The organism is Micromonospora ureilytica (genome assembly GCF_015751765.1).
GTDB classification, from domain to species: Bacteria; Actinomycetota; Actinomycetes; order Mycobacteriales; family Micromonosporaceae; genus Micromonospora; species Micromonospora ureilytica.
Window position 1 is genome coordinate 4,013,772 of the sequence record NZ_JADOTX010000001.1, and the last position, 23,502, is coordinate 4,037,273.

17 protein-coding genes are annotated in these 23,502 nt (G+C 71.8%); 6 read left to right on the top strand and 11 right to left on the bottom strand.

Annotated elements, in window-relative coordinates:
- Positions 1-16: 16 nt before the first annotated feature.
- The 8 genes from IW248_RS18045 to pcaF form a co-directional block, all read right to left on the bottom strand.
- Positions 17-784, bottom strand: a complete 768-nt coding sequence (locus tag IW248_RS18045) for a 3-oxoacyl-ACP reductase (RefSeq protein WP_124816863.1) — start codon at positions 782-784, stop codon at positions 17-19.
- A 5-nt stretch (positions 785-789) separates the two neighbouring features.
- A complete protein-coding gene (locus IW248_RS18050) occupies positions 790-2,133 on the bottom strand; it encodes an aldehyde dehydrogenase family protein (protein ID WP_307788045.1) in 1,344 nt (447 codons plus the stop codon).
- A 36-nt stretch (positions 2,134-2,169) separates the two neighbouring features.
- A complete protein-coding gene (locus IW248_RS18055) occupies positions 2,170-3,534 on the bottom strand; it encodes a glutamine synthetase family protein (RefSeq protein WP_196927938.1) in 1,365 nt (454 codons plus the stop codon).
- 115 nt (positions 3,535-3,649) lie between these two features.
- Positions 3,650-5,236, bottom strand: a complete 1,587-nt coding sequence (locus tag IW248_RS18060; protein ID WP_196927939.1) for an amino acid permease — start codon at positions 5,234-5,236, stop codon at positions 3,650-3,652.
- Between the two features lie 289 nt (positions 5,237-5,525).
- Positions 5,526-6,026, bottom strand: a complete 501-nt coding sequence (locus IW248_RS18065; protein WP_196927940.1) for a DUF456 domain-containing protein — start codon at positions 6,024-6,026, stop codon at positions 5,526-5,528.
- 106 nt (positions 6,027-6,132) lie between these two features.
- Positions 6,133-8,352, bottom strand: coding sequence for a putative bifunctional diguanylate cyclase/phosphodiesterase (locus IW248_RS18070; protein ID WP_196927941.1), 2,220 nt, complete (start codon positions 8,350-8,352; stop codon positions 6,133-6,135).
- Positions 8,353-8,356: 4 nt separating this feature from the next.
- Positions 8,357-9,169: an SAM-dependent methyltransferase gene (locus IW248_RS18075; RefSeq protein ID WP_124816877.1), complete on the bottom strand. Its 813-nt coding sequence runs from the start codon at positions 9,167-9,169 to the stop codon at positions 8,357-8,359.
- A gap of 110 nt (positions 9,170-9,279) precedes the next feature.
- The gene (gene pcaF / locus IW248_RS18080; RefSeq protein WP_196927942.1) at positions 9,280-10,485 is read right to left on the bottom strand and encodes a 3-oxoadipyl-CoA thiolase; all 1,206 of its coding nucleotides are present in this window, start codon (positions 10,483-10,485) and stop codon (positions 9,280-9,282) included.
- Between the two features lie 105 nt (positions 10,486-10,590).
- Between pcaF and IW248_RS18085 the strand changes: the two genes are divergently transcribed.
- The 4 genes from IW248_RS18085 to IW248_RS18100 all read left to right on the top strand — a co-directional run bounded on the left by IW248_RS18085 (position 10,591) and on the right by IW248_RS18100 (position 14,830).
- Positions 10,591-11,556, top strand: a complete 966-nt coding sequence (locus IW248_RS18085; protein WP_196927943.1) for a glutathione S-transferase family protein — start codon at positions 10,591-10,593, stop codon at positions 11,554-11,556.
- Positions 11,549-12,232, top strand: coding sequence for a DUF998 domain-containing protein (locus IW248_RS18090; protein WP_196927944.1), 684 nt, complete (start codon positions 11,549-11,551; stop codon positions 12,230-12,232). The genes IW248_RS18085 and IW248_RS18090 overlap by 8 nt, the downstream gene beginning before the upstream one ends.
- 168 nt (positions 12,233-12,400) lie before the next feature.
- Positions 12,401-13,693 (top strand): dicarboxylate/amino acid:cation symporter, encoded by a 1,293-nt coding sequence (locus IW248_RS18095; RefSeq protein ID WP_196930258.1) that lies wholly within the window; start codon positions 12,401-12,403, stop codon positions 13,691-13,693.
- A 69-nt stretch (positions 13,694-13,762) separates the two neighbouring features.
- The gene (locus IW248_RS18100) at positions 13,763-14,830 is read left to right on the top strand and encodes an NADH:flavin oxidoreductase/NADH oxidase (RefSeq protein WP_196927945.1); all 1,068 of its coding nucleotides are present in this window, start codon (positions 13,763-13,765) and stop codon (positions 14,828-14,830) included.
- Positions 14,831-14,875: 45 nt separating this feature from the next.
- Here the strand turns inward: IW248_RS18100 and IW248_RS18105 are convergent, their stop codons facing one another.
- Positions 14,876-18,406 carry an ATP-binding cassette domain-containing protein gene (locus tag IW248_RS18105; RefSeq protein ID WP_196927946.1) on the bottom strand — a complete coding sequence of 1,177 codons (3,531 nt, stop codon included), beginning with the start codon at positions 18,404-18,406 and terminating at the stop codon, positions 14,876-14,878.
- Positions 18,407-19,784: 1,378 nt separating this feature from the next.
- On the opposite strand from IW248_RS18105, the gene IW248_RS18110 reads away from it, so the two are divergent.
- The gene (locus IW248_RS18110; RefSeq protein ID WP_196927947.1) at positions 19,785-20,342 is read left to right on the top strand and encodes a hypothetical protein; all 558 of its coding nucleotides are present in this window, start codon (positions 19,785-19,787) and stop codon (positions 20,340-20,342) included.
- A 320-nt stretch (positions 20,343-20,662) separates the two neighbouring features.
- On the opposite strand, the gene IW248_RS18115 is transcribed toward IW248_RS18110, so the two are convergent.
- Positions 20,663-21,502 (bottom strand): GNAT family N-acetyltransferase, encoded by an 840-nt coding sequence (locus IW248_RS18115; protein WP_196927948.1) that lies wholly within the window; start codon positions 21,500-21,502, stop codon positions 20,663-20,665.
- Entirely contained in the window at positions 21,432-22,772 is a 1,341-nt protein-coding gene (locus tag IW248_RS18120) for an MFS transporter (protein ID WP_196927949.1), read from the bottom strand. The genes IW248_RS18115 and IW248_RS18120 overlap by 71 nt, the downstream gene beginning before the upstream one ends.
- A gap of 113 nt (positions 22,773-22,885) precedes the next feature.
- Between IW248_RS18120 and IW248_RS18125 the strand changes: the two genes are divergently transcribed.
- Positions 22,886-23,470 carry a PadR family transcriptional regulator gene (locus tag IW248_RS18125; protein ID WP_196927950.1) on the top strand — a complete coding sequence of 195 codons (585 nt, stop codon included), beginning with the start codon at positions 22,886-22,888 and terminating at the stop codon, positions 23,468-23,470.
- Positions 23,471-23,502 lie beyond the last annotated feature (32 nt).

The following is a 23,502-nucleotide window of genomic DNA, read 5'->3' on the forward strand; positions in this document are numbered from 1 at the left end:
CTCCTCGCGCTCGCGTTCATAAAGGAGTGACGTAGGCGCCCGTGATGCCGCCGTCGACCACGAACTGCGCTGCGGTCATGAACGAGGCGTCGTCGCTGGCCAGGAACGCCACCGCGGCGGCGATCTCCTCCGGTTGCCCGAAGCGACCCATCGGCACGTGCACCAGCCGACGGGCGGCCCGCTCCGGGTCGGCGGCGAAGAGTTCCAGCAGCAACGGGGTGGCCACCGGGCCGGGGCAGAGCGCGTTGACCCGGATGCCCTCGCGGGCGAACTGCACACCCAACTCCCGGGTCATCGCCAACACCCCGCCCTTGCTCGCTGTGTACGCGATCTGCGACGTCGCCGCACCCATCAACGCCACGAACGAGGCCGTGTTGATGATCGACCCCTTACCCTGCCGACGCATGTGCGGAATGGCGTACTTGCAGCACAGGTAGACGCTCGTGGTGTTGACCCGCAACACCCGCTCCCACGCGTCCAGGCCGGTGTCCAGGATGGAGTCGTCGTCCGGCGGTGAGATGCCGGCGTTGTTGAACGCGATGTCCACCCGGCCGTGCCGGTCGGCCACCCCGTCGAACAGGTCGCGTACCGCCGACTCGTCGGCCACGTCGGTGGCCACGAACTCGCCGCCGCACTCCTCGGCGGCCCTCGTACCGGCCTCCGCGTCGATGTCCACGCAGACCACCCGGGCCCCCTCGGCGGCGAACCGCCGCACGGTGGCCAACCCGATGCCGCTGCCCGCTCCGGTGACCACTGCCACCCGGTCCCGCAACCGACCCTGCACTGGCGTCACTCCTCTGTCGAGATGAACACGTTCTTGACGTCGGTGAAGGAGTGCAGCGCGTCCGGGCCCAGCTCACGGCCGAGCCCGGACCGCTTCATCCCGCCGAACGGGGTCCAGTAGCGCACCGAGGAGTGCGAGTTGACGCTGAGGTTGCCCGAGTCGACGGCGCGGGCCAGGCGCAGGGCCCGCCCCACGTCCCGGGTCCAGATCGAGCCGGAGAGGCCGTACTCGGTGTCGTTGGCGAGCCGGACCGCCTCCGCCTCGTCGTCGAACGGGAGCACCGAGACCACCGGCCCGAAGATCTCCTCCCGCCAGTGCCTGTCGGCCGGCGAGTCGGCCAACAGCACCGTGGGCGCGTGCCAGAACCCGGGGCCGTCGGGGCAGGAGCCGGTGAAGGCGATCTTCGACCCGGTGAGGTAACCGCCGACCCGGTCCCGTTGGCCGGCGGAGATCAGCGGGCCCATCTCGGCGGTGTCGCGGGACGGGTCCTCGACGCGTACCGCGCGTACCGCCGGTTCGAGCAGTTCCAGGAACCTGTCGTACACCGAACGCTGGACCAGGATCCGCGACCGTGCGCAGCAGTCCTGGCCGGCGTTGTCGAAGACCGCGCCCGGCGCGGTCGCGGCGGCGCGTTCCAGGTCGGCGTCGGCGAACACGATGTTCGCGCTCTTGCCGCCCAACTCCAGGGTGAGTCGCTTCACCTGGGCGGCGCAGCCCGCCATGATCCGGGTGCCGACCTCGGTGGAGCCGGTGAAGCAGATCTTGCGGACCGCCGGGTGGCTCACGAACCGCTCCCCCACCACCAAGCCCTGGCCGGGGATGACGGTGAAGACGCCGTCGGGCAGGCCCGCCTCGCGGGCCAGCTCGGCCAGGCGCAGCGCGGTGAGCGGGGTCAGTTCGGCGGGCTTGAGCACCACCGTGTTGCCGGCGGCGAGCGCCGGGGCGAAGCCCCAGGCGGCGATCGGCATCGGGAAGTTCCAGGGCACGATCACGCCGACCACACCGAGTGGCTCGTGGAAGGTGACGTCCAACCCGCCGGGCACCGGGATCTGCCGCCCGGTCAGCCGCTCGGGCGCGCCGGCGTAGTAGTCCAGGACGTCGCGGACGTTGCCCGCCTCCCACCGGGCGTTGCCGATGGTGTGCCCGGAGTTGCGAACCTCCAGCAGTGCCAGCTCCTCAAGGTGCGCGTCCACGACGGCGGCAAACCGCCGCAGCAGCCGAGCCCGATCCCCCGCGCTGACCTGACGCCAGCTCTCAAATGCGGCGGCCGCCCGCGAGATGACCGCGTCAACCTCGTCCCGAGAGGCAGCCGCAACCTCCCGAAACCCCACCCCCCAAGAGGGGTCCACGAGAACAGTCACACCCTTACCCCCATCCTCACGCGGTTAGAGGCGTTCGAAGCCACGGGTCAGCTCCCAGTCCGTCACCGCGGCGTCGAAGGCGGCCAGCTCCACCTTCGCCTGGTTGGCGTAGTGGGCCACCACCTCGGGGCCGAACGCCTCCCGGGCTGCCGTGGAGCCCTCCCAGAGGGCCAGGGCGTCGCGCAGGGTGCCGGGAACGCGCTCGGCCTCCGGGTCGTCGTACGCGTTGCCGGCGCACTCCTCGCCCAACTCCAGCTCGCCGTCGATGCCATGCAGCGCCCCGGCGACCAGGCCGGCGATCGCCAGGTACGGGTTGACGTCGGCCCCGGGCACCCGGTTCTCCACCCGCATGCCCTGCCCGTGCCCGACCACCCGCAGCGCGCAGGTGCGGTTGTCGACACCCCAGCGCAACGCGGTCGGGGCGAACGATCCTGGCTGGTACCGCTTGTAGGAGTTGATGTTCGGGGCGAACAGCAGGCTGAACTCCCGCATGGTGGCCAGCAGCCCGGCGAGCACCCGCTGCCCGGTCTGCGACAGGTGCGCCGGCCCGTCGCCGAGCATCGCCGAGTCACCGTTGCTGTCCCGCAACGAGAAGTGGATGTGGCAGGAGTTGCCCTCCCGCTCGTTCGGCTTGGCCATGAAGGTGATCGCCATCCCCTCCTGGGCGGCGATCTCCTTGGCGCCGTTCTTGTAGATCACGTGGTGGTCCGCGCAGGCCACCGCCTCGTCGTACCGGAAGGCGATCTCGTGCTGGCCGAGGTTGCACTCGCCCTTGGCGCTCTCCGGGGTGAGCCCGGCGCCGGCCATCTCAACGCGGATGCGACGCAGCAGCGGCTCCACCCGGGCGGTGCCGAGCAGCGAATAGTCGACGTTGTACTGATTCGCCGGGGTGAGATCGCGGTAGCCGCGCTGCCAGGCGTCCTCGTACGAGTCGCGGAACAGCACGAACTCCAACTCGGTGCCGGCGTACGCGGTCAGCCCGTGCTCGGCCAGCCGGTCCAACTGCCGGCGCAAAATCTGCCGGGGCGAGGCGACCACGTCACCCGAGCCGTCGAGCCAGGTCAGGTCGGCCAGCAGCAGTGCGGAGCCGGGCTGCCAGGGCACCCGGCGCAACGTGGCGAAGTCCGGCACCATCGCGAAGTCGCCGTAGCCGCGTTCCCAACTCGACATCGCGTACCCGTCGACGGTGTTCATGTCGACGTCCACGGCGAGCAGGTAGTTGCAGCCCTCGCTGCCGTTGGCCACCACCTGGTCGAGGAAGAAGGGCGCGTGGAACCGCTTGCCCTGCAACCGGCCCTGCATGTCGACGAGGGCCAGCACCACGGTGTCGATCTCACCGTCGTCGACGGCGACCCGCAGTTGTTCCAGCGTGAGCGGAGCTTTCCTCATTCGCGGGCCTCCATCACCAAGGTCTACTGGCAAACCGGATCACCGTCAATGCCCCCGGCGGCACGGCCGGCAAACCCGGCGGGACGGCAGCACCGCCCGTCCCGCCGGGTGCCGATCAGACCGGGCCGTCGGCCGGCGCCGGGTCGGCCGCCGCCGCAGGTTCCTCGACGGTACGAACCGGGCCGGCGAACCACTTGCGGGCGGAGGCGTACCACCAGACGGCGACCACCAGCAGCACCCCGCCGACGGCGAGTGGCGCGTAGTTCACCGCCGACCAGGTGAACCCGTCGTTGCCGGGCACCCCGGCGGGCACGATCGGCAGCACGAAGTAGACGGCGATGATCACGATCTCGATCACCGCGATCCAGCCGAACAGCTTGTACTTGCGGCCGAGCGTCCACGGCCCCGGGACGAACCGGTCGCCCATCCGTAGTCGGAGCGCGATCGGGATGAGGAACGACAGGTACAGCCCGAGCACTGCGACGGAGACGACCGCGTAGAAGGCGATCGGGATACCTGCGGAGCTCTCGTAGAGCGCCGGCAGGGTCAGCACCAGGCCGGCCACTGTGGCACCGATGATCGCGTTGACCGGGGTGCCGTTGCGGTCGACAGTCGACCACAACCGCCATCCGGGTACGGCCCGGTCGCGGCTGAACGCGTACGCCATGCGGCTCATCGAGGTCACGCAGCTCATGCCGCAGAAGAACTGACCGATGGTGGAGATGATGATGACGATCTTGAAGAAGACCGGGGTCAGCGCCGACTCGAAGATCGCGCCCGAGAAGCCGCCCGCGGCGTTCACCGCCTCGACGTCGGTGGCCGCGAAGAGGAACGCGAGCAGCAGGATCCAGCCCCCGACCGCCGAGTAGAAGATCGACTGCCAGAGTCCGCGGGCCGCTGCCTGCGAGGCGCCCCGGGTCTCCTCGGAGACGTGCGCGCAGGCGTCGAAGCCGGTGATCGTGTACTGGGTCAGCAGGAAACCCAGCGGCAGCACGTAGAACCAGAACGTCAGCCCGCCGATGTCGCCGTCACCGAAGCCGGAGTTGTTGAACCGCTCGGTGAACACGAACTGGAAGCTCTGGTGGTTGTCGGGCACGAACACCAGGATGGCCACCACGACGGCCGCGCCGGCCACGTGCCACCAGACCGAGACGTTCTGGAGTACGTCGATGATCCGGTGCCCGAAGATGTTGATCAGCCCGTGCAGCACCAGGATGATCACGAAGAGGACGAACGCCTGCCGCAGCGTCCCGGCCCAGCCGTCGAAGAGCGCCGACAGGGTGAGGTTGAGGAACGTCGCGCAGCCGTAGTCGACCGAGGCGGTGACCGCCACCAGGCCGATCAGGTTCAGCCAGCCGGTGAACCAACCGTGCACCGGGCGGCCCATGGTGGCCGCCCACCAGTAGATCCCGCCCGCGGTGGGGTACGCCGACACCAGCTCCGCCATGCAGAAACCGATGATCAGGATGAACAGCGAGATCAGCGGCCAGCCCCAGGCGATGGCGACCGGCCCGCCGTTGTTCCACGCCTGGCCGAACGTGGTGAAGCAGCCGGCCAGGATCGAGATGATCGAGAAGGAGATGGCGAAGTTGGAGAAGCCGCTCCACTTGCGGCGTAGCTCCTGTTTGTAGCCGAGTTCTGCGAGCCGTCGGGCGTCGTCGTCCATCGGTTGCTCGGCGGTCGGCACGGGCGTCGTGGCCACTGCACACCTCCCTGAGGTGGTTCCGCGTGCGAGTGCGCAAAGTGTCGACCCGGCCGATCAAGGCGGTCAATACGTAGTCGTTGGGAATCTCACCGCCGTCGGGCTAATTGCGTTGCCGTCCGGCCGCTCCGGCCCGCATCCTGGACCAGTGACCAGGCCCGATCAGGGGCCCACCCCGGGCGCTCGGACCGCCCGACCACTGTGGCGCGGGGCACGCCTCTCTCTCACGTACGGCGCTCCGCCGTACCCAAAAGTGCCCCGCGCCCCCGCCCCCACCCCCGGGCTTGGGTCAGGTCAGGAGGAGGCCGGTTACCCAGAGGGCTGCGACCAGGAGGCCGGCCAGGAACTCCACGAGCATCGACAGGCCGGCGGCCTTCAGGGCCTGCACGGTGGAGGGCCAGGCGAGCTGGTTGCTGCCCAGACGTAGCCGTTCCGCCGCCCACACCCCGGCCACGAAGCCGAGCACCAGCCCGACGACCGGCACCACGAAGAACCCGATGATGCCGAGCACCCCACCGGCGAGCAGCGTGGACGTCGGCACACCTGTGCGCTTCAGGTTCCGGCCCGGCCACGCGTACTTGATCACGGTGCCACCCGCGGCGACCAGGGTGGCGGCGGCGAACACCGCCCAGCCACCCAGGCCGGCCCCGCCGAAGATCGCCCAGACCAGCACGCCGCCCCAGCACAGCGGCAGCGCCGGCAGACCGGGCACCACCACACCGGCCAACCCGGCCAGGATGGCCAAGCCGGCCACCACTGTCACCACCGTCTGCGAGTCCGTCAGATCCACGTCGTCACCTTCCGTCGCCACCAGCCGGACCGGAACGGTCCCCGCTCACGCCGGCACCCGCTTCGCGCCATGCCGCTGTGCCCGCTGGCTCGCGCACTGCGCTCGCTCACGCCGCCACCCCGTCCCCGCGTAGCCGGGCGGTGATCGCGTCGGCCGGGGCCGGCGCGCCGAAGTACCGGCCCTGGCCGGTGTCGCAGCGCAACGCCCGCAGCCGTTCCGCCTGCACGTCGGTCTCCACCGCCTCGGCCGTGACCCACAGCTCCAACGCGTGCGCCAACCGGACCAACGCGTCGACGATCCGTTCGTCGCGGTGGTCCGCCGCCACGTCGGCGCCGTCCGCGCGGATGCCCTCGACGAACGGCCCGGCGAGCTTCAGGCAGTGGATCGGCAACCGGCGCAGGTACGCCAGGTTGGAGTACCCGGTGCCGAAGTCGTCCACGGCCAGCCGGACGCCGAGCGCGGCGAGCCGGTGCAGGCTGCGTAGGGGTTCACCGGCGCTGCCCATCACGGCGCTCTCGGTCAGCTCCAGTTGGAGCAGTCCCGCGGGCAGCCCGCTGGTCTGCAGCGCGTCGGCGACCGTGTCCACGATGGCCGGTTCGTCGGCCTGCCGCGCGGCCAGGTTGACGCTGACCACCAGCCGGGCTTCCGGGAACTCCCGCCGCCACCGTTCGGCGTCCGCGCAGGCCTGCCGCAGCACCCACTCGCCGAGCCGGACGATCAGACCGGTCTCCTCGGCCAGGCCGATGAACCGGTCCGGCCCGATCAGGCCCAGTTCCGGGTGTTCCCAACGGACCAGCGCCTCCACCGCGAGCATGGTGCCCTCCAGCAGCGACACGATCGGCTGGTAGTGCAGCACGAACTCGCCCCGGTCCAGTGCGGCGGGCAGCCCGGCGACCAGCGCCGAACGGGCGATGTCCCGGGCGCCGCGCTCGGGGTCGTAGACCGCCCACCGGCCCCGGCCCGCCGCCTTGGCCCAGTAGAGCGTGGTGTCCGCCGCCTTCATCAGCTCGGACGCACTGGTCTCCGAGGCGGGGCACTGCACGATGCCCACACTGGCCGAGACGGCCAACTGGTGCTCACCGACGTGGACCGGGGCCGCGACGGCAGCCAGCGCTGCCTCCGCGACCGCGACGGCGTCGTCGGTGTCGTTCCCTCCGTCGACGAGGATCACGAACTCGTCGCCCCCCATCCGGGCGACCAGGTGGCCGTGGTCGGCCACGCACGCGGCCAGCCTCCGGCCGATCATCACCAGCAGCCGGTCACCAAGGTCGTGGCCGAGACTGTCGTTGATCGCCTTGAAGCCGTCCAGGTCGAGGAAGCACACCCCGACCCGCTGCCCGACGCCCGCGGTGTCGAGCACCCGTCCCAACGTCTCGAAGAACAGCGTGCGGTTGGGCAGCCCGGTCAGCGGGTCGTGCAGCGCCTGGAAGCGCAGCCGCTGCTGGAGTTCGTACCGCTCGGTGATGTCCTCGATCATCGCGACGGTGAATCGGGGCCGGCCCTCCTGTCGGATCAGCGAGACGGCCAGATCCGTCCAGACCACTGTGCCGTCCTTGCGGTAGTAGCGCTTCTCCACCCGGGCCGCGTCGTGTTTGCCCTCGATCAGCTCCTGGTAGAGCTCCCACATTCCGGCGACGTCGTCGGCGTGGAACAGCGCCGCCACGTTGATCTCGCGCAACTCCTCGATCGCGTAGCCGAGCATGTCGGCGAACGCCTGGTTGACGTCGATGATCCGGCCGTCCACGCCGGCGATCCCGATCCCGATCGCGGCGCCGGTGAACACCGCCCGGAACCGTGCCTCGCTCTCGCGCAGCGCCTGCTCGACCTCGTCGCGCGCCTGCCAGGCCGACCGGGCGATCCGTTCCTGCTGGCTGAAGGTGCGATCGCGCAGCGCGCGGGCGAACCCGGCGGCCAGGCCGCCCTGCACCGCAGCGATCCGGTCGGCGAGGTCGGCAGGCCGGTCACCGTCGCCCAGAACCCGCCGACCGAAGGTCGCACCGAGCGCCTGCAGCGTCCACTCCAGGGCCTGCGGCTCGGTGAGGTGCGCCTCCACCAGAGCCCGCCCGACCTCTTCGGCCGGGCGGGCACTGAACGGCTCCGCCCGTACCGCCTGGGCCAGCCGGATCGTGTGCACCAGCAGCAGCCGCTCGGTCTCGGCCGCGCTGAGCGGCACGAAACCGAGGCGGCGCACCGCGCGGGCCCAGTCGGCGGCGTACCCCTGAGCGTCGGCCCGGCCGGCATCGACCCCGGTGGGGTCCCGGCCGGCATCGACCCCGGCGGGGTCCCAACCGGCATCGACCCCGGCGGGGTCCGGGACGGCGGCCACGGGATCAGCCGGCGGGCTGGTCGTACCGGGCGACGCCCCCGAAGGCGCCGAACCGCTCCGGGTGCTCGTCCACGTCGGACGCTGAATCCGGGCGCCAGAGCGGCATGTGCACCACGCCTGGTTCCAGGACGGTCCAGTCGCCGAAGAAGCCGGTGACCTGTGCGCGGGAGCGCAGGGTGATCTCGGTGGCGGTGCGGGCGGAGAGGCGCTGGGCGTCCAGCATCTCCTGCGGCTGGTCCTCGAAGGTGGAGTGCGAGATGACCAGGAAGCTGCCCGGCGCGGCGACGTCCCGCAGGGTGGCCAGGATCGCCTCGGGTCGGTCGGCGTCCGGGACGAAGTGCACCACCCCGGCCAACAGGATGCCCATCGGTCGACTGAAGTCGATCAGCCCGAGCTGTCGGGTCTCGGCGAGAATCCGCTCCGGCTCGCGCAGGTCGGCGTGGATGACCCCGGTCAGCTCGTTGCCGGCGAGCAGCTCCCGGCTGTGCGCGACGGCCACCGGGTCGATGTCGACGTACACCACGCGGGCCTTGGGGTTCACCCCCTGCGCCACCTCGTGCACGTTGCCCACGGTGGGAATTCCGGAGCCGATGTCGAGGAACTGGTCGATGCCGGCGTCGAGCAGCACCCGGACGGCCCGGCGCAGGAACTCGCGGCCGGAACGCATGGTGGCGGCGAGATTCGGGGTCATGCTGGCGATCTGCTCGGCCAGCTGCCTGTCGATCTCGAAGTTGTGCGCCCCACCCAGAAAGTAGTCGTACACCCGGGCCGCGCTCGGCCTGGTCAGATCGATCTCGGTCGGCAGTCCGTCCGGCATCAGTGCGCTCCCCAGTTTCTCGCCGCAGCGCGGGACGGCACCGGCGTATGGGCGTGCCACGGGCACGCGCGAGCACCGGTCGACCCGCGGGTCGTGTGGTGTGGACCACTCTAGGCGGCTGACTCCAGCAACAGCGAGATGCCTTGACCGACGCCGATGCACATGGTGGCCAGAGCCCGGCGGCCGCCACGACGGCGAAGCTCCAGGGCCGCGGACAGCGCCAGCCGCGCGCCGCTGGCGCCGAGCGGGTGCCCCAGCGCGATGGCCCCACCGTTCGGGTTGACGTGGTCGGCGTCCACGGGCAGCCCCAGCTCACGCAGCACCGCCACGGACTGCGCGGCGAACGCCTCGTTCAGCTCCACCACGTCCACCGCGCCCAACTCGACGCCGACGCGGTCGAGCAGCTTGCGGGTGGCCGGCACCGGGCCGATCCCCATGATCCGGGGCGGCACACCGGCCGCCGCCGCACCGACGATCCGGGCCAGCGGGGTGAGGCCGTACCGGGAAACCGCCGCCTCGCTGGCCACCAGCAGCGCGACAGCGCCGTCGTTGACCCCCGAGGAGTTGCCGGCGGTCACCGTGCCGCCGTCGCGGAACGGGGTGGGCAGCGCGGCCAGCTTCGCAAGCGTGGTCTCCCGGGGGTGCTCGTCGACCTCGACCAGCCTGGTCTCCCGACGACCCGCCGGCACTGACACCGCCACGATCTCCTCGGCGAACCGGCCATCGGCCTGCGCCTTGGCCGCACGCTGCTGCGAGCGGTACGCGAACGCGTCCTGCTCGGCCCGGCTGATGCCGTACTCGGCGGCCACGTTCTCCGCGGTCTCCGGCATCGAGTCGACCCCCCACCCGTCGCGCATCAACGGGTTCACCAACCGCCAGCCCAGCGTGGTGTCGTACACCTCGGCCGAGCGGGAGTACGCCGACGTCGCCTTCGGCATGACGAACGGCGCCCGGCTCATGCTCTCCACCCCGCCGGCGATCACCAGCTCCGCGTCCCCGGCGACGATGGAGCGGGCGGCGGTGGCGAGCGCGTCCAGGCCCGAGCCGCAGAGCCGGTTGACAGTGCTGCCCGGCACCTCCTCGGGGAGGCCGGCGAGCAGCGCCGCCATCCGGGCCACGTTGCGGTTGTCCTCGCCGGCCTGGTTGGCGCAGCCGAGCACGACATCGTCGACCCGCGCCCAGTCCACCGACGGGTGGCGGGCGACCAACTCACGGATCACGTGGGCGGCCAGGTCGTCGGGGCGGACGCCGGCCAGCGCGCCCGCGTACCGGCCGATCGGGGTGCGGACACCGGCCACCAGGTATGCCACGGTCATCGCGAGTCCTTAGGGGTGCAGACGGCGGGGGTGGGGCACGCCCACCGGGTCGCGAGGGCTGCCGGCCGCCAGGATATCCGCGCCGGCAGCGGATAGGTTGACGGCATGGCCCGGGCCCAGTTCAGCGCAGAGACCAGCGGCGGCGGCGCGTTCGTCCGCCAGCCGAACCGGTTCACCGGTCGGGTCACCGCCGACTCGACCTCCCCGCCCGGCGGCGGCCCGGACGACCAGGACCGCTGGCCGCTGGAGGCCGGCCGCTACCGGCTGATCTGGTGCCGCGCCTGCCCGTGGGCGCACCGGGCGAGGATCGTGCGCGGCCTGCTCGGGCTGGACGACGCGATCTCGCTGGGCACCGTCGACCCGATCCGGGACGAGCGGGGTTGGGCGTTCGCCCTCGACCCGGACGGCTTCGACCCGGTCCTCGGCGTGAGCTTCCTCTCCGAGGCGTACCTGGCCACCGACCCCGACTACACCGGCCGGGTGACAGTCCCGGCGCTGGTCGACACCCGGACCGGTCGGGTGGTCACCAACGACTACCCGCAGCTCACCCTCGACTTCTCCACCGAGTGGCGGCGGCTGCACGCGCCCGACGCGCCGGATCTGTACCCGGTTGAGCTGCGCCCGGAGATGGACGCGCTGATGGCCGAGATCCACACCGACGTGAACAACGGCGTCTACCGGTGCGGGTTCGCCACCTCCCAGGAGGCGTACGACGAGGCGTTCCGGGCGCTCTTCGCCCGGCTGGACGTGCTCTCCGAGCGGTTGGCCGGGCAGCGCTACCTGATGGGTGACGCGATCACCGAGGCCGATGTACGGCTGTTCACGACGTTGGTCCGCTTCGACGCCGCGTACCACGGACACTTCAAGTGCAACCGCAACAAGCTGACCGAGATGCCGGTGCTCTGGGCGTACGCCCGGGACCTGTTCCAGACGCCGGGTTTCGGCGAGACAGTGGACTTCGACCACATCAAGCGGCACTACTACGGCACGCACCGGGAGATCAATCCCAGCGGCATCGTGCCACTCGGGCCGGACGAGTCCGGCTGGCGCACGCCGCACGGACGTGGCTGAGCCGGGTCGGTCCGCCGCCCCGACCGTGCCGAGGGCCCGCGGCGACGTCGCGCGCCGGGCCGCCGGGTCCGCCGCGGCCGGCTGCACCCTGGCCGGCGCGGTGGCGGTGACGCTCGCAGTGGTCGCCGGTCCCGGTCCAGGGCTCACCGGGTACGTCAGTGAGGCGGGCATCGCCGGCAGCGCCCATGCCGCGACGTACCGGATCGGGATCCTGGCCCTTTCCGGCGCGTTGCTGCTGATCGGCGCGGCGCTGCCCCCGGGGGTGTGGTCAGCGGCCCCGGCGCTGCTCGCCACCGGGGCCGTGTTCACCGCCGTGTCCGGGGCGGTGACCTGCTCCGACGGCTGCCCGCTGCCGCCGTTCGAGCGCGCGACGGCGGCGGACCTGGTGCACGGCGGCGCGAGCATCGCGGCGACCGCGGCGGTGGTCTTCGCCATGATCACGCTTGCCGTCTCCGGGCCGGCCGGCCGGACGGTGCGTCGGCTGGCCGGCATCGCCGCAGCGCTGGCCCTGCCGCTCTGCGCCACGGTGGGGCTGGCGATGCTCGTGGTCGGTCGCGGTCCGGTGGTGGGGGTGCTGGAACGGCTGATCCTCGCCCTCGCGGTGCTCTGGGCCGTGAGCACCGCCACCGCCCTGGCCCTCTGTAAGGAGCCTCACGCTGCCCGGTCCTTCCGATGAGCGGGAATCGGCGTAACGTCGGCCAACGATGACCAATGTCTGGGGCCTCACTGTCCGCCTGTATGTCGATCTCCGACTGCAGGCCAGTGGCATCTGTCCGGGCTAGCCGCGTTTCTACGCCTACCCCGATCGGACCGGACAATTGGATACATCCTCATGCCCTTCAGCCTGCGCAAAATTCCCTTCTCCGTGCAGATCCTGCTCGGCCTCGTGCTCGGCGTCGCGCTGGGCTTCCTGGCCCGCACCAACGACCTGAGCTGGCTGACCAGCACCCTGCACACCGTCGGCAGCCTCTTCATCCAGCTGCTCAAGCTGGCCGTGCCGCCACTGGTCTTCACCGCCATCGTGGTCAGCGTGGTCAGCCTGCGCGGCGTCGCCAACGCCGCCCGGCTCGCCGTCAAGACCCTGATGTGGTTCGGCATCACCGCGCTGATCGCGGTGAGCATCGGTATCGGCCTCGGCCTGCTCACCAACCCGGGCAGGGGCGTGACCCTCGACCTGGGTGGTGCGGCATCACCGAAGAACACCGGCTCCTGGACCGACTTCCTCACCGGCATCGTGCCCACCAACCCGGTCGGCGCGTTCGTCGAGGGCAACGTCCTCCAGATCGTCTTCCTGGCCGTCGTCATCGGTGCCGCGGCCCTGCTGGTCGGCGAGGCCGCCGAACCGTTCGTGGCGCTGAACCGCTCCCTGCTGGAGATCGTCCAGAAGGCGCTCTGGTGGGTCATCCGGCTCGCCCCGATCGGCACCCTCGGCCTCATCGGCAACGCCGTCGCCTCGTACGGCTGGGACCTGCTGGCCCCCCTCGCGAAGTTCACCACAGCCGTCTACGTCGGCTGCGCCATCGTGCTGTTCGTGGTCTACCCACTGGTGTTGATCCTCGCCGGCCGCCTCAACCCGCTGCGCTTCTTCGCCGGCGCCTGGCCGGCGATCGAGCTGGCCTTCGTGTCCCGCTCCTCGGTCGGCACCATGCCGGTGACCCAGCGCTCCGTCGAGCGACTCGGCGTGCCCCGCGAGTACGCCTCGTTCGCGGTGCCGTTCGGCGCGACCACGAAGATGGACGGTTGCGCCGCCATCTACCCGGCCCTCGCCGCGATCTTCGTGGCCCAGGTCTTCGGCGTGCACCTCGGCATCGGCGACTACCTGCTGATCGCCTTCGTCTCGGTGGTCGGCTCGGCGGCCACCGCCGGCCTGACCGGCGCGATCGTGATGCTCACCCTGACCCTCAGCACGCTGGGCCTGCCGCTGGCCGGCGCCGGCCTGCTGCTGGCCATCGACCCGATCCTGGACATGATCCGCACCGCCACCAACGTCGCGGGCCAGGCGCTGGTGCCGACAGTGGTCGCCGCCCGCGAGGGCACGCTCGACCGCGCCGCGTACGAGTCCGCCGGCCGGCGTGACCTGACCGAGCCGGAGCCGGTCGCCGACACCCGGCCCGAGCTCAGCCCCGTTCCTGCCTGATCGGTTCACCAGTACGGCGACGGGCCCCTCTCCCCGGGGGCCCGTCGCCGTGTCGGAGAGGATGACCCCATGAGTTCCCTGTTCACTCCCCTGGCCCTGCGCGCGGTCACAGTGCCCAACCGGATCGCGATGGCACCGATGTGCCAGTACTCCGCCGGCCCCGACGGTCTGCCCACCGACTGGCACCTGATCCACCTCGGCAGTCGCGCCGTCGGCGGCGCCGGCCTGGTGCTGACCGAGGCGACCGCCGTACTCCCCGAGGGCCGGATCAGCCCACAGGACACCGGGCTCTGGTCCGGTGCGCACGTCGACGCCTGGCGGCCGGTGACCGCGTTCGTCGCCGCCCACGGCGCGGTGCCGGCCGTGCAGCTCGCGCACGCCGGCTTCAAGGCATCCACCTACCGGCCGTGGGCGCCCGAGCGCGGTGGCGTGCCGGACGCCGAGGGCGGCTGGACGCCCGTCGCCCCCGGCTCGGAGCCGTTCACCGCCAACTACCGCACGCCGACCAGCCTCGACGAGGCCGGCATCGCCGGTGTGGTCGATGCGTTCGCGGCCGGCGCCGTACGCGCGCTGGACGCCGGCTTCGCCGCCGTGGAGATCCACGCCGCCCACGGCTACCTGCTCAACGAGTTCCTCTCGCCGTTGACCAACCACCGCACCGACTCGTACGGCGGCGACCGGGCCGCCCGGATGCGACTCACCCTGGAGGTGGCCCGCGCGGTGCGTGCCGCGGTCGGCGAGGACGTGCCGGTGCTGACCCGGATCTCCGCCACCGACTGGGTCGAGGGCGGCTGGACGATCGACGACAGCGTGGTGCTCGCCGGCGAGCTGGCCGGCGTCGGTGTCGACCTGGTCGACGCGTCCTCCGGCGGGGTGAGCACGGACCAGCGCATTCCGCTCCTCGGCCCGGGCTACCAGGTGCCCCTGGCCGCCCAGATCCGCCGGGAGGCCGGCGTGCCGACCGGCGCGGTGGGCCTGATCGTGGAGCCCGAGCACGCCGAGCAGATCGTCGCCGGCGGCGAGGCCGACCTGGTGCTGCTGGGCCGGGAGTTGCTGCGCGACCCGTACTGGCCGCGCCGGGCCGCCGCGAAGCTCGGCGTCGCGTACTCCGGGCCCGCCCAGTACGCCCGCGCCTGACTCGTTGGTTCGGGCGGCTGCCGTGCCGGCAGCCGCCCGCGCCGGTCAACCGGCGAGGTGCGACCAGTCGCCCTCCAGGTCCTGCCAGGTGCCCTGGGCCGCCACCGTGCCACCGAGCAGCACCACCACGTGGTCGGCCCGGACCAACGCGGCGCGCTTCGCGGTCGAGCCGACAACTGTCACCCCGTGGCCGCGCAACGCCTGCCACAGCGCCAGCTCGGTGGTGACGTCCAGCGCCGACGACACGTCGTCGGCGACAAGCAGTTCGGTACGCGGGGCCAGCGCCCGGGCCAGCGCCAACCGCTGCAACTGCCCGCCGGAGAGCCGGGTGCCCTTGTGCCCGATGAGCAGGCCCAACCCACCACCGGCGGCGGCCAGGTCATGGTCGAGCTGGGCGGTGCTGACCGCCCCGGCCGCGTCCACCTGGTGCCCGAGGGCGATGTTGTCGGCCACCGTGCCGGAGAGCACCCGGGGCAACTGACCGACGTAGCCGACCTGGTTGGGACGCAGGAACAGCTCCGGCTCGGTGACCGGGTCACCGTTCCAGGACAGCTCGCCGGTGTGGTGCACGATCCCGGCCAACGCCCGCAGCAACGAGGACTTGCCCGACCCCACCGGCCCGACGACAAGCACCAACTGCCCTCGCTGCACGGTCAGGTCCACGTCCCGGACGGCCACCGTGCCGTCGGAGTGCACCACCCCGAAGCCGCGCAGCTCCAGCCGGCGCAGCGGATGCCGGGGCGGCATGGTGGGCGCGGGCGCCGTCCCGGCGGTCAGGTCGACCTCCGGCACCCCCGCCGAGTACGCGCTCACCCCGGTCATCGCCGCCGTGCGCCGGGTCCAGACCCGCGCCGAGGGCAACTGCGAGATCAACGACGCCGTCGTCCAGGCGAACCAGCGGGCCGCCCCCAGGGTGGAGACGGCCACCAGCACCGCCCCGGCGGAGAGCGAACCGTTCAGGTAGAGCGCCCAGGCACCGATCGGCAACAGTCCACTGGCCATCGACGGCGTGGAGCGCGCCCACACCTGCACCGAGATCTCCCGCCGCTGCCGGTCGCTGCGCAGCACGTCCAGGCCCGCCAGGTGGCGCAGCACCGCAGCGGTCGCGCCGGCGAGCTTCACCGTCCGCGCCGCGGAGAGCGCGGAGACCAGCGCCGTGGCGAAGGAGGCCCGCGCCGCCACCGTCGCCCGGGCCGCGCGCTCCAGCTTCGGCCCGAACAACGTCGCGGCCAGCCCGGAGACGACCATCGTGCCGAGGAAGAACAGCCCCGGTACGACGCTGCCGGTGACCGCCGTCATGGCGACCACGAGCACCAGCGCGACGGTCTGGTCCAGCACGTTGTCGGCGAGCTGGACCACCCGCTCGGTGTCCCCACCCTGCGCCACCACCTCGGCGGGGGTGTGTGAGCTGACCCGGCGCGGCCCGGTCTGGCCGTGCACCAGGCGAAGGCCGATCCGCAGCATCTGCCGCACCCACCACTGCGGGAACCAGACGTGGGTGTAGAACGGCAGCGGCAGGGTGATCAGCAGCCCGGCGACGATCCCCACCGCCGGCAGGTACGGGTTACCGGTCCCGTCGACCAGGTCCGCCCAGAGCCACGGCAGCACCGGCCCGTCCAGCCCGAGCAGGCTGAGACCGAGGAACAGCACGATCGCGGCCGCCCCGTACCGGGGATCGTTGGTGCAGAGTCGGAAGATCTCCCGCAGCGTCCGGGCCGGCGGCTCCGGCGGCAGTGGCGGCGGGTCGGCCCGGGTCGGCCCGACCGGCACGACCGGGCTGGCCTGCTCGGTCGGCGCGACCGGTTCGACAGGTGCGGGCGGCGGCTCGCTCGGCCAGGCGTCGGCCGGGCCGGGTCCGACCAGCAGGTCGGTGCCGACGCCCGTGCGACCGGCCGGCGTCACCGTGGCGTACGCGGCGGCGTGGCTGGTCGCCAACAGTTCGGCGAAGCGCGTCGATGTCTCCAGCGGACCGGCCTCGACCACCGCGCCGTCGGCCAGGACGACCACCTCGTCACAGCGGCGTACCGAGGACAGTCGGTGCGCGATGACGATGCCGATCCGGTCGCGCAGCAATCGTTCGGTGGCCCGCTGCACCCGCGCCTCGGTGACCGGGTCCAGGCGCGCGGTGGCCTCGTCGAGGATCACCACGTGCGGCTCCCGGACCAGGATCCGGGCGAACGCCACCAACTGCTCCTGACCGGCGGAGAGCACATGCCCGCCCTCCCCCAGCCGCGTCGTCAACCCGTCCGGCAGTTCGGCGATCCACCCGGCCAGGCCCAGCTCGTCCAACGCCCGCGCCGCCGCGTCGAGCAGCTCCGGGTCGAAGAGCGCGACGTTCTCGGCGAGGGTGCCGGCCAGGATCTCGGTGCGCTGCGGCACCAGCGCCACCCAACGGCGCAGCTGCTCGACGTCGAGGTCGCACAGGTCGGTGCCGCCGAGGAAGACAGTGCCCGGCGGCACGTCCACCGCCCGGGTGAGCACCTTCGCCAACGTCGACTTACCCGAACCGGTCCGCCCGATCAACGCGTACGAACGACCGCGGGCGAAGGTGAGGCTGAGCCCGCTCAGCGCGGCCCCCCGGTCACCTTCCCCGTACCCGAATGTCAGATCCCGAATGCGCAGGTCACCCTCGCTGGGGCTGGCCCCGCCGACCGGCTCCTGCCGGGCGTTGTAGAGCAACTGCACCCGAGCCCACGCGCCGAGAGCCTCCTGGATCTCCGGCACCATCCGGCTAACGTGTTCCGCGGTCGCCCCGAAGGCCAGGGCGAGCAGCCAGATGGCGGTGAGCCGGGCGGCGTCGATCCGATCGGTGGCCAGCGCCCAGGCCCCACCGAGCACCACCACGCCGATCCCAGCCCGGATCGTCGCGGTCGCCACCGTCGCCACCCGGGCGGACAGCACCCAGACCACCAGGCCCCGGGACAACACGGCAGCGGCCCTTCGGGCGTACAACCGCAGCACGTACGGCCGAGCCAAACTGGTGCGTACGTCGTCCTGGCCGTGCACCGCCTCCTCCATCACGGCGGCCAGGTCGGACCACGCCTCCTCCTCGGCCATCCGGGCCGGCGCGATGCGCGCGGTGGGCCGGCGTAGCCCGACAGCGAGCACCACAGTGAGCAGCAGCATCGCGATGCCGGCCGGCCACCACACGAACAGCGCCACGACCATCGACAACAGACCGACGCAGAGACCCTGGGCGAGCCGGGTGCCCTGGTTACGAATCGCCGACGCCACCTGGTAGACGTCCCCGTCGATCCGGTCGAGCAGCTCACCCACCGGGGTGGTCTCCAGGGTCGGCAGGTCCTGCCCGAACGCGACCCGGCAGAGCCGGCGGCGTACGTCGGCGGACCAGTCGGCGGTCAGGCCGGCCATCAGCAGGCTCACCGCGAGGTCACTGAGCACCACGGCGACCAGCGCTGCGGCCAGCACGGCGAAGAAGCCAGCCGAACGATGCACCAACACCGCGCCGGCCAGCGCCGACGCGCCCGCCTGCCCCGCAGCGCCCAACACAATCAAAACCGCCACGATCGTCATACGACGGGTCGAAGTACCCCACAGATCACGGAGCAGGCGCATGGAAAGTCCTCCGGGACGTGGGTGGCGGAGACTTCAGCCTGCCGGCATCAACCCGTCAACTCAACCGATTTTCCGGTCCTGAGCAGGGCATCCGTCAGCCCAGCCAGGACCAGCAGCCGACCGGCTGAGGCCCCGCCCCACCCCCGCCCACCGTCGACCAACCTCGACAACCGGTCCCACGCCCGCACCTTCCACACCACTCGTCGCCTGAACGACCCCGACCCCGACACCGGCGCGACGCCCGACGCAGACCGTCCGGCCGGCATCACCCGGCGAAACCACCCGGCGCGGACGGCCGACGCGGACCGGTTAGCGCGGACCGGTTAGCGCGGACCGGTTAGCGCAGACCGGTTGGCACGGACCGGTTGGCACGGACCGGTTGGCACGGACCGGTTGGCACGGACCGGTTGGCACGGACCGGTTGGCACGGACCGGTTGGCACGGACCGGTTGGCACGGACCGGTTGGCACGGACCGGTTGGCACGGACCGGTTGGCACGGACCGGTTGGCACGGACCGGTTGGCACGGAACGGCCGACGCGGACCACCTGCCCCGGACCACTCGGCGGGGTTTACCCGGGGGGCACCTGGCGAAGCCGGCCGACGCGGAGCACGCGACGGGATCGCCCGGCGCGGACGGCCGAGGCGGGCCGGCCGACGCGGGGACACCGCCGGGACGACCGCCGGGCATTTTGTCCGATAGGCGGGGTTCTAGGACGTCGCGCCGCTATCCGACGTCTTGATCGACTCGGGTTTCATGAGGTCGCGGTGTCCGGGCGTCCGGGACACCGCGACTTCCGTGAACCCGAGTGGATCGTGTGGGTGTGGGGCGGTTCGCGTCGCCGTGGGTCCGGCGTGGGTGGGTGGTTTGTCCGGTCGTGGGTTTTGTGGGTGGTGACCGGTCGCACCCGTGGGCCGGAATCATGGCCGGGCCGGGGTCGTTACATACCCTGACGATCGCAGCACCACCGACCCGCCGCCCGGCCCCGGGCCGGTAGCGCAGGTGGGAATGCCAGCCTCCACCCGGTCGTTACAGTCCCCCACGAACGACAACGGCACCGCCTTCACGAGAGGGTGCCGGCAGGTGGGCCGACCCGGAATGACCCCCGGCCCCCGGTCGTTGCAGTCCCCACGAACGGCCGCCGGCACCGCCGCGATGCGGGTGCCAACGGATGGGCCAGCCCCGGAATGACCCCCGGCCCCCGGTCGTTACACATGGACCCGGCGCCACGAGCCCCCGCCCGTAGGCCGCCGACCCCGACGCCCGCCCCGTAGGCGTCACCCCCAAAGACTTCTTTGTGCAGCGCCGGACGAGGTGCTCACACCCTGCCGCCGCCCCCTGGCGGTCGGGGTGTCCTACCCCCGAAGGAGCTACCCCCATGAACACGATCTTCCGCAAGAGCATGCTGTCCGTTGCTGGTCTCGCGTTCGCCGGTGGTGTCTTCGCCGGCCCGATCGCCGCCCACGCCAACCCGGCCGTGGATGCCAAGCCGGTCGCCGTGGCCGTACAGGGCGCGAAGCCGCAGGGCGACCAGTCCCGGATCACCCTGAACGACGAGCAGACCGCCAACGTCAAGGCGATCATCGCCGCGACGAAGAAGGCCGGTCTGCCGGAGCGGGCCGCGGTCATCTCCATCGCCACCAGCATGCAGGAGTCGAAGTTGGAGAACCTGGGTCACCTCGGCGACATGAACGACCACGACTCGCTGGGCCTGTTCCAGCAGCGCCCGAGCTCGGGTTGGGGCACCCCGGAACAGATCACCGACCCCGCCTACTCGACGACCGCGTTCCTCAAGGGCCTCAAGCAGGTCGACGGCTGGCAGGACATGCCCCTGACCCAGGCCGCGCAGACCGTCCAGGTCTCCGCCTACCCGGACGCCTACGCCCAGTGGGAGCAGCAGGCCACCGACCTGGTCGGCCAGCACTGGAACAGCTGACCACCACAGCACGGGAAGCACGGCAAGCACCACTCGCACGACACCGACCGCTGGCCGGCACCCGCAACGGGGTGCCGGCCAGCGGCCTTTCCTGCTGTCGCCGGCCACCATCCCCCGGCCGCCGTTCACCAGCCGCCGTTCACCGGCCGCCGTTCACTGGCCCGCCGCCCGCCAGCCGCCGGCCGCCGACGGAGGCGGATGACGTCGACCAGCCGGCTGCGCCCGCGAATCTTGGACACTTTCCGTTCTGCGCGAACGGAAACTGTCCAAGATCTGCAGGGATACACCAGCCAGCCACGGGCCATCCCGCAGCCAACCCGTCAGAAGAGGACGGTGGCCAGGGTGCCGATCGGCTGGAAGCCGCAGCGTTCGTAGACGCGGCGGGCCGGGAGGTTGAAGTCGTTGACGTACAGGCTGACGGTGGGGGCGACCCGCAGCAGCGCGTCGCGGACCACGGCTGCCATGGCGGCGGTGGCGATCCCTCGGCCTCGCCACTCCGGTGCCACCCAGACGCCTTGGATCTGTGCGGTCCGTTTGGTCACCACGGCCAGTTCGGCCTTGAAGACGACCTTGCCGTCGACGATGCGGGCGTACGCGCGACCGGTCCGAACCAGGTCGTTGACTCGCCGGCGGTAGCTGCGGCCGCCGTCCTCGGCCAGTGGGGAGACGCCGACCTCTTCGGTGTACATGGCCACTGCCGCCGGGAAGAGCCGGTCGACCTCGCCGGAGCGGACCTGGCGCACTTCCGGGTCGGCGGGTACCTGTGGCAGCGTGTCGGTGACCAGCAGTGGCTGATTGGGGCGGACGTCTCGCGCTGGCCCCCACGTGTCGGAGAGTCGGTCCCACAGCCCGAGGACGGCATCGGCTCGGCCGACGATGGAGGAGCAGAGCCGTTCCTCGCCCGCGAGCAGGTCGGCGAAGGCGGCCACCGCTGCATCGCTGGCCAGTACCGGGGTCAGGTTGCCGCCGAGCCAGCAGAGTGATTCGAGGTTGCGGCGGGCTCCGTACCCCAGGATTCTGCCCTCGGCCCGCCACCAGGAGAGCCCGCGCGCGGCGATCCGCTCGGCGACCTGCGCGCCCGCGAACGGGTCATGGTCGAGCAGTCGCTCGACCGCGCGGCGCTCCGATTCCCCCAGTTGGCGTACCGGCACCGTCAGCACGACTATCAGCCTGCCAGATCGACCCCCCGCTCCGCCGGTCGAGTGCCGAGGCCGACCCTGGTTCTGCGGGTCCACTGATCGGCCGGGTCCGCACGGCCCACCGGACGACCGGGGGCACCATGGCCCCGAGCAGGAGAAACAGGGCGCCGAGCACAAGCCAGCCCGGTACGCCCCAGCCCAGCGCGAGGGTGGTCACCACCACCGGTGCGAGCATCTTGCCCAGTTCGTAGCCCATGCCGTACGCCCCCTGGTACTGCCCCTGGGCGTCCGCCGGTGCCAGCCCGAAGGAGATCCCCCAGCCGGCGGCGGAGTGCCACAGCTCCCCGGTGACGTGCGCGACAGCCCCGAGGCCGAGCAGTCCCACCGCGCCGGCGGTGGGCAGGGCGCCGCTGGCGGCAAAGAGTACGCAGGCGAGCGCGATTGCCACGCCCGCTCGACGGGCGGCGCGGGCGGCTCCGGGCACTGTGGCGGCGGTACGCGCGGCGCGTACCTGAAGGAGCACCACCAGCACGGTGTTGACAAGCGTCAACGCGGAGATCATCCAGGCTGGCGCTCGGGTGTGGCCGGCGATCCACAGCGGCAGGGCGATGGTGAGCAGGCTGAAGTGCATCGACATCAGCCCGTCGACCAGTGTGAAGGCGAGGAACGGGCGGTCCCGCAGGGCGACCAGCCGAGGGCCGTGCGTCGGGGCGGCGACCGGAGCGATCCTGGGCAGTCGGAGGAAGACGACCGCCGCGGCCAGTGACGTCGCCGCCGAGGCCAGGATCAGCGCGACGTACCCGGTTCGGGTGTCGGCGGCGATGGCGAAGCCGCCGAGGACGGCGCCGACGGAGATCCCGACGTTGGTGGTGGCTCGCAGGTAGGCGCGGGTGCGGACCCGCTCGTCGGCCGGGATCGCGCCGGCGATCAGCGCGCCGCGGGCGCCGCGCTCGACCGCGTCGGCGAGTGCGGTGACCGCTCCCACCAGCACGAACGTGGGGAAAGACCGGACGGCGATCAGGCCGATGGTCAGGGTGCCGGCGGCGAACAGCGCGCCGACCTGCACGCCGCGTGGACCGACGCGGTCGGCCAGGTAGCCGCTCGGTGTGCTGGCCAGGACGCCGACCAGAGCCGAGATGGTCAGCCCGATGCCCACCTGGGTTGCCGACAGGCCGACCGACCGGGTGAGGAAGAGCGCGCTGGCGACGAGCCAGAGGCCCCGCCCGACGGTCTTGACCAGGGTGCCGAGGGTGAGGACCCGGGACGGACCCGGTGGAGGAAGCAGGCGCATGACCCACAGCCTAGCAAGACGTACGTACGGTTTGGGAAACTGAGGGTTGTCGCCGATGCATTGCCGATATATCGTTGATGCATCAGCGATAGTCCTAAGAGAGGAAGAACCCGATGAGGTTCCACCGACAGCACCACCCGATGCACGAGGCCCGGATGCGGGGGTTCGGCTTCCCGCCGGTCCCGCCCGGTCATGGCCACGAGCACGGACACGGCGGCCCCTGGGGCGGCCGAGGCCGTGGACGGGGTCGGGGCCGACGCCCCAACGTCCGAGCCTCCGTGTTGGCCCTGCTCACCGAGCGGCCGATGCACGGCTACGAGATGATCCAGGAGATCGACTCCCGCACCGGCGGTGCGTGGCGGCCGAGCCCCGGCTCGATCTACCCGACCCTTCAGCTACTGGAGGACGAGGGCGTGATCGTCGCCAGCACCGAGGAGTCCGGTGGCGGGCGGAAGCGGTTCACGGTCACCGAGGCCGGTCAGGCGGAGGCCACCGAGGCCGCGCAGACCCCGCCGTGGGCGGACGTCGCCCAGGGCACGGTGAGCAGCTGGCACGACATCCGCGACTCCGGCGCACAGGCGATGAACGCCCTCCGGCAGGTGATGATGAACGGCACCGACGACCAGCGCGAGCGGGCCGCCCAGGTGCTCGACGAGACCCGACGCAAGCTGTACGCGATCCTCGCCGAATCCGAGTGACACCAGCCCGCACCACAGCGCCACAGCGCCAC

Coding starts and splice junctions, on each gene's coding strand:
- IW248_RS18075 (WP_124816877.1), bottom strand. CDS start 9,169: ATGCCGGACGGACTGCCGACCGAGATCGATCTGACCAGGCCGAGCGCG.
- IW248_RS18100 (WP_196927945.1), top strand. CDS start 13,763: ATGAGTTCCCTGTTCACTCCCCTGGCCCTGCGCGCGGTCACAGTGCCC.
- IW248_RS18110 (WP_196927947.1), top strand. CDS start 19,785: ATGAACACGATCTTCCGCAAGAGCATGCTGTCCGTTGCTGGTCTCGCG.
- pcaF (WP_196927942.1), bottom strand. CDS start 10,485: ATGACCGTGGCATACCTGGTGGCCGGTGTCCGCACCCCGATCGGCCGG.
- IW248_RS18085 (WP_196927943.1), top strand. CDS start 10,591: ATGGCCCGGGCCCAGTTCAGCGCAGAGACCAGCGGCGGCGGCGCGTTC.
- IW248_RS18120 (WP_196927949.1), bottom strand. CDS start 22,772: ATGCGCCTGCTTCCTCCACCGGGTCCGTCCCGGGTCCTCACCCTCGGC.
- IW248_RS18105 (WP_196927946.1), bottom strand. CDS start 18,406: ATGCGCCTGCTCCGTGATCTGTGGGGTACTTCGACCCGTCGTATGACG.
- IW248_RS18055 (WP_196927938.1), bottom strand. CDS start 3,534: ATGAGGAAAGCTCCGCTCACGCTGGAACAACTGCGGGTCGCCGTCGAC.
- IW248_RS18125 (WP_196927950.1), top strand. CDS start 22,886: ATGAGGTTCCACCGACAGCACCACCCGATGCACGAGGCCCGGATGCGG.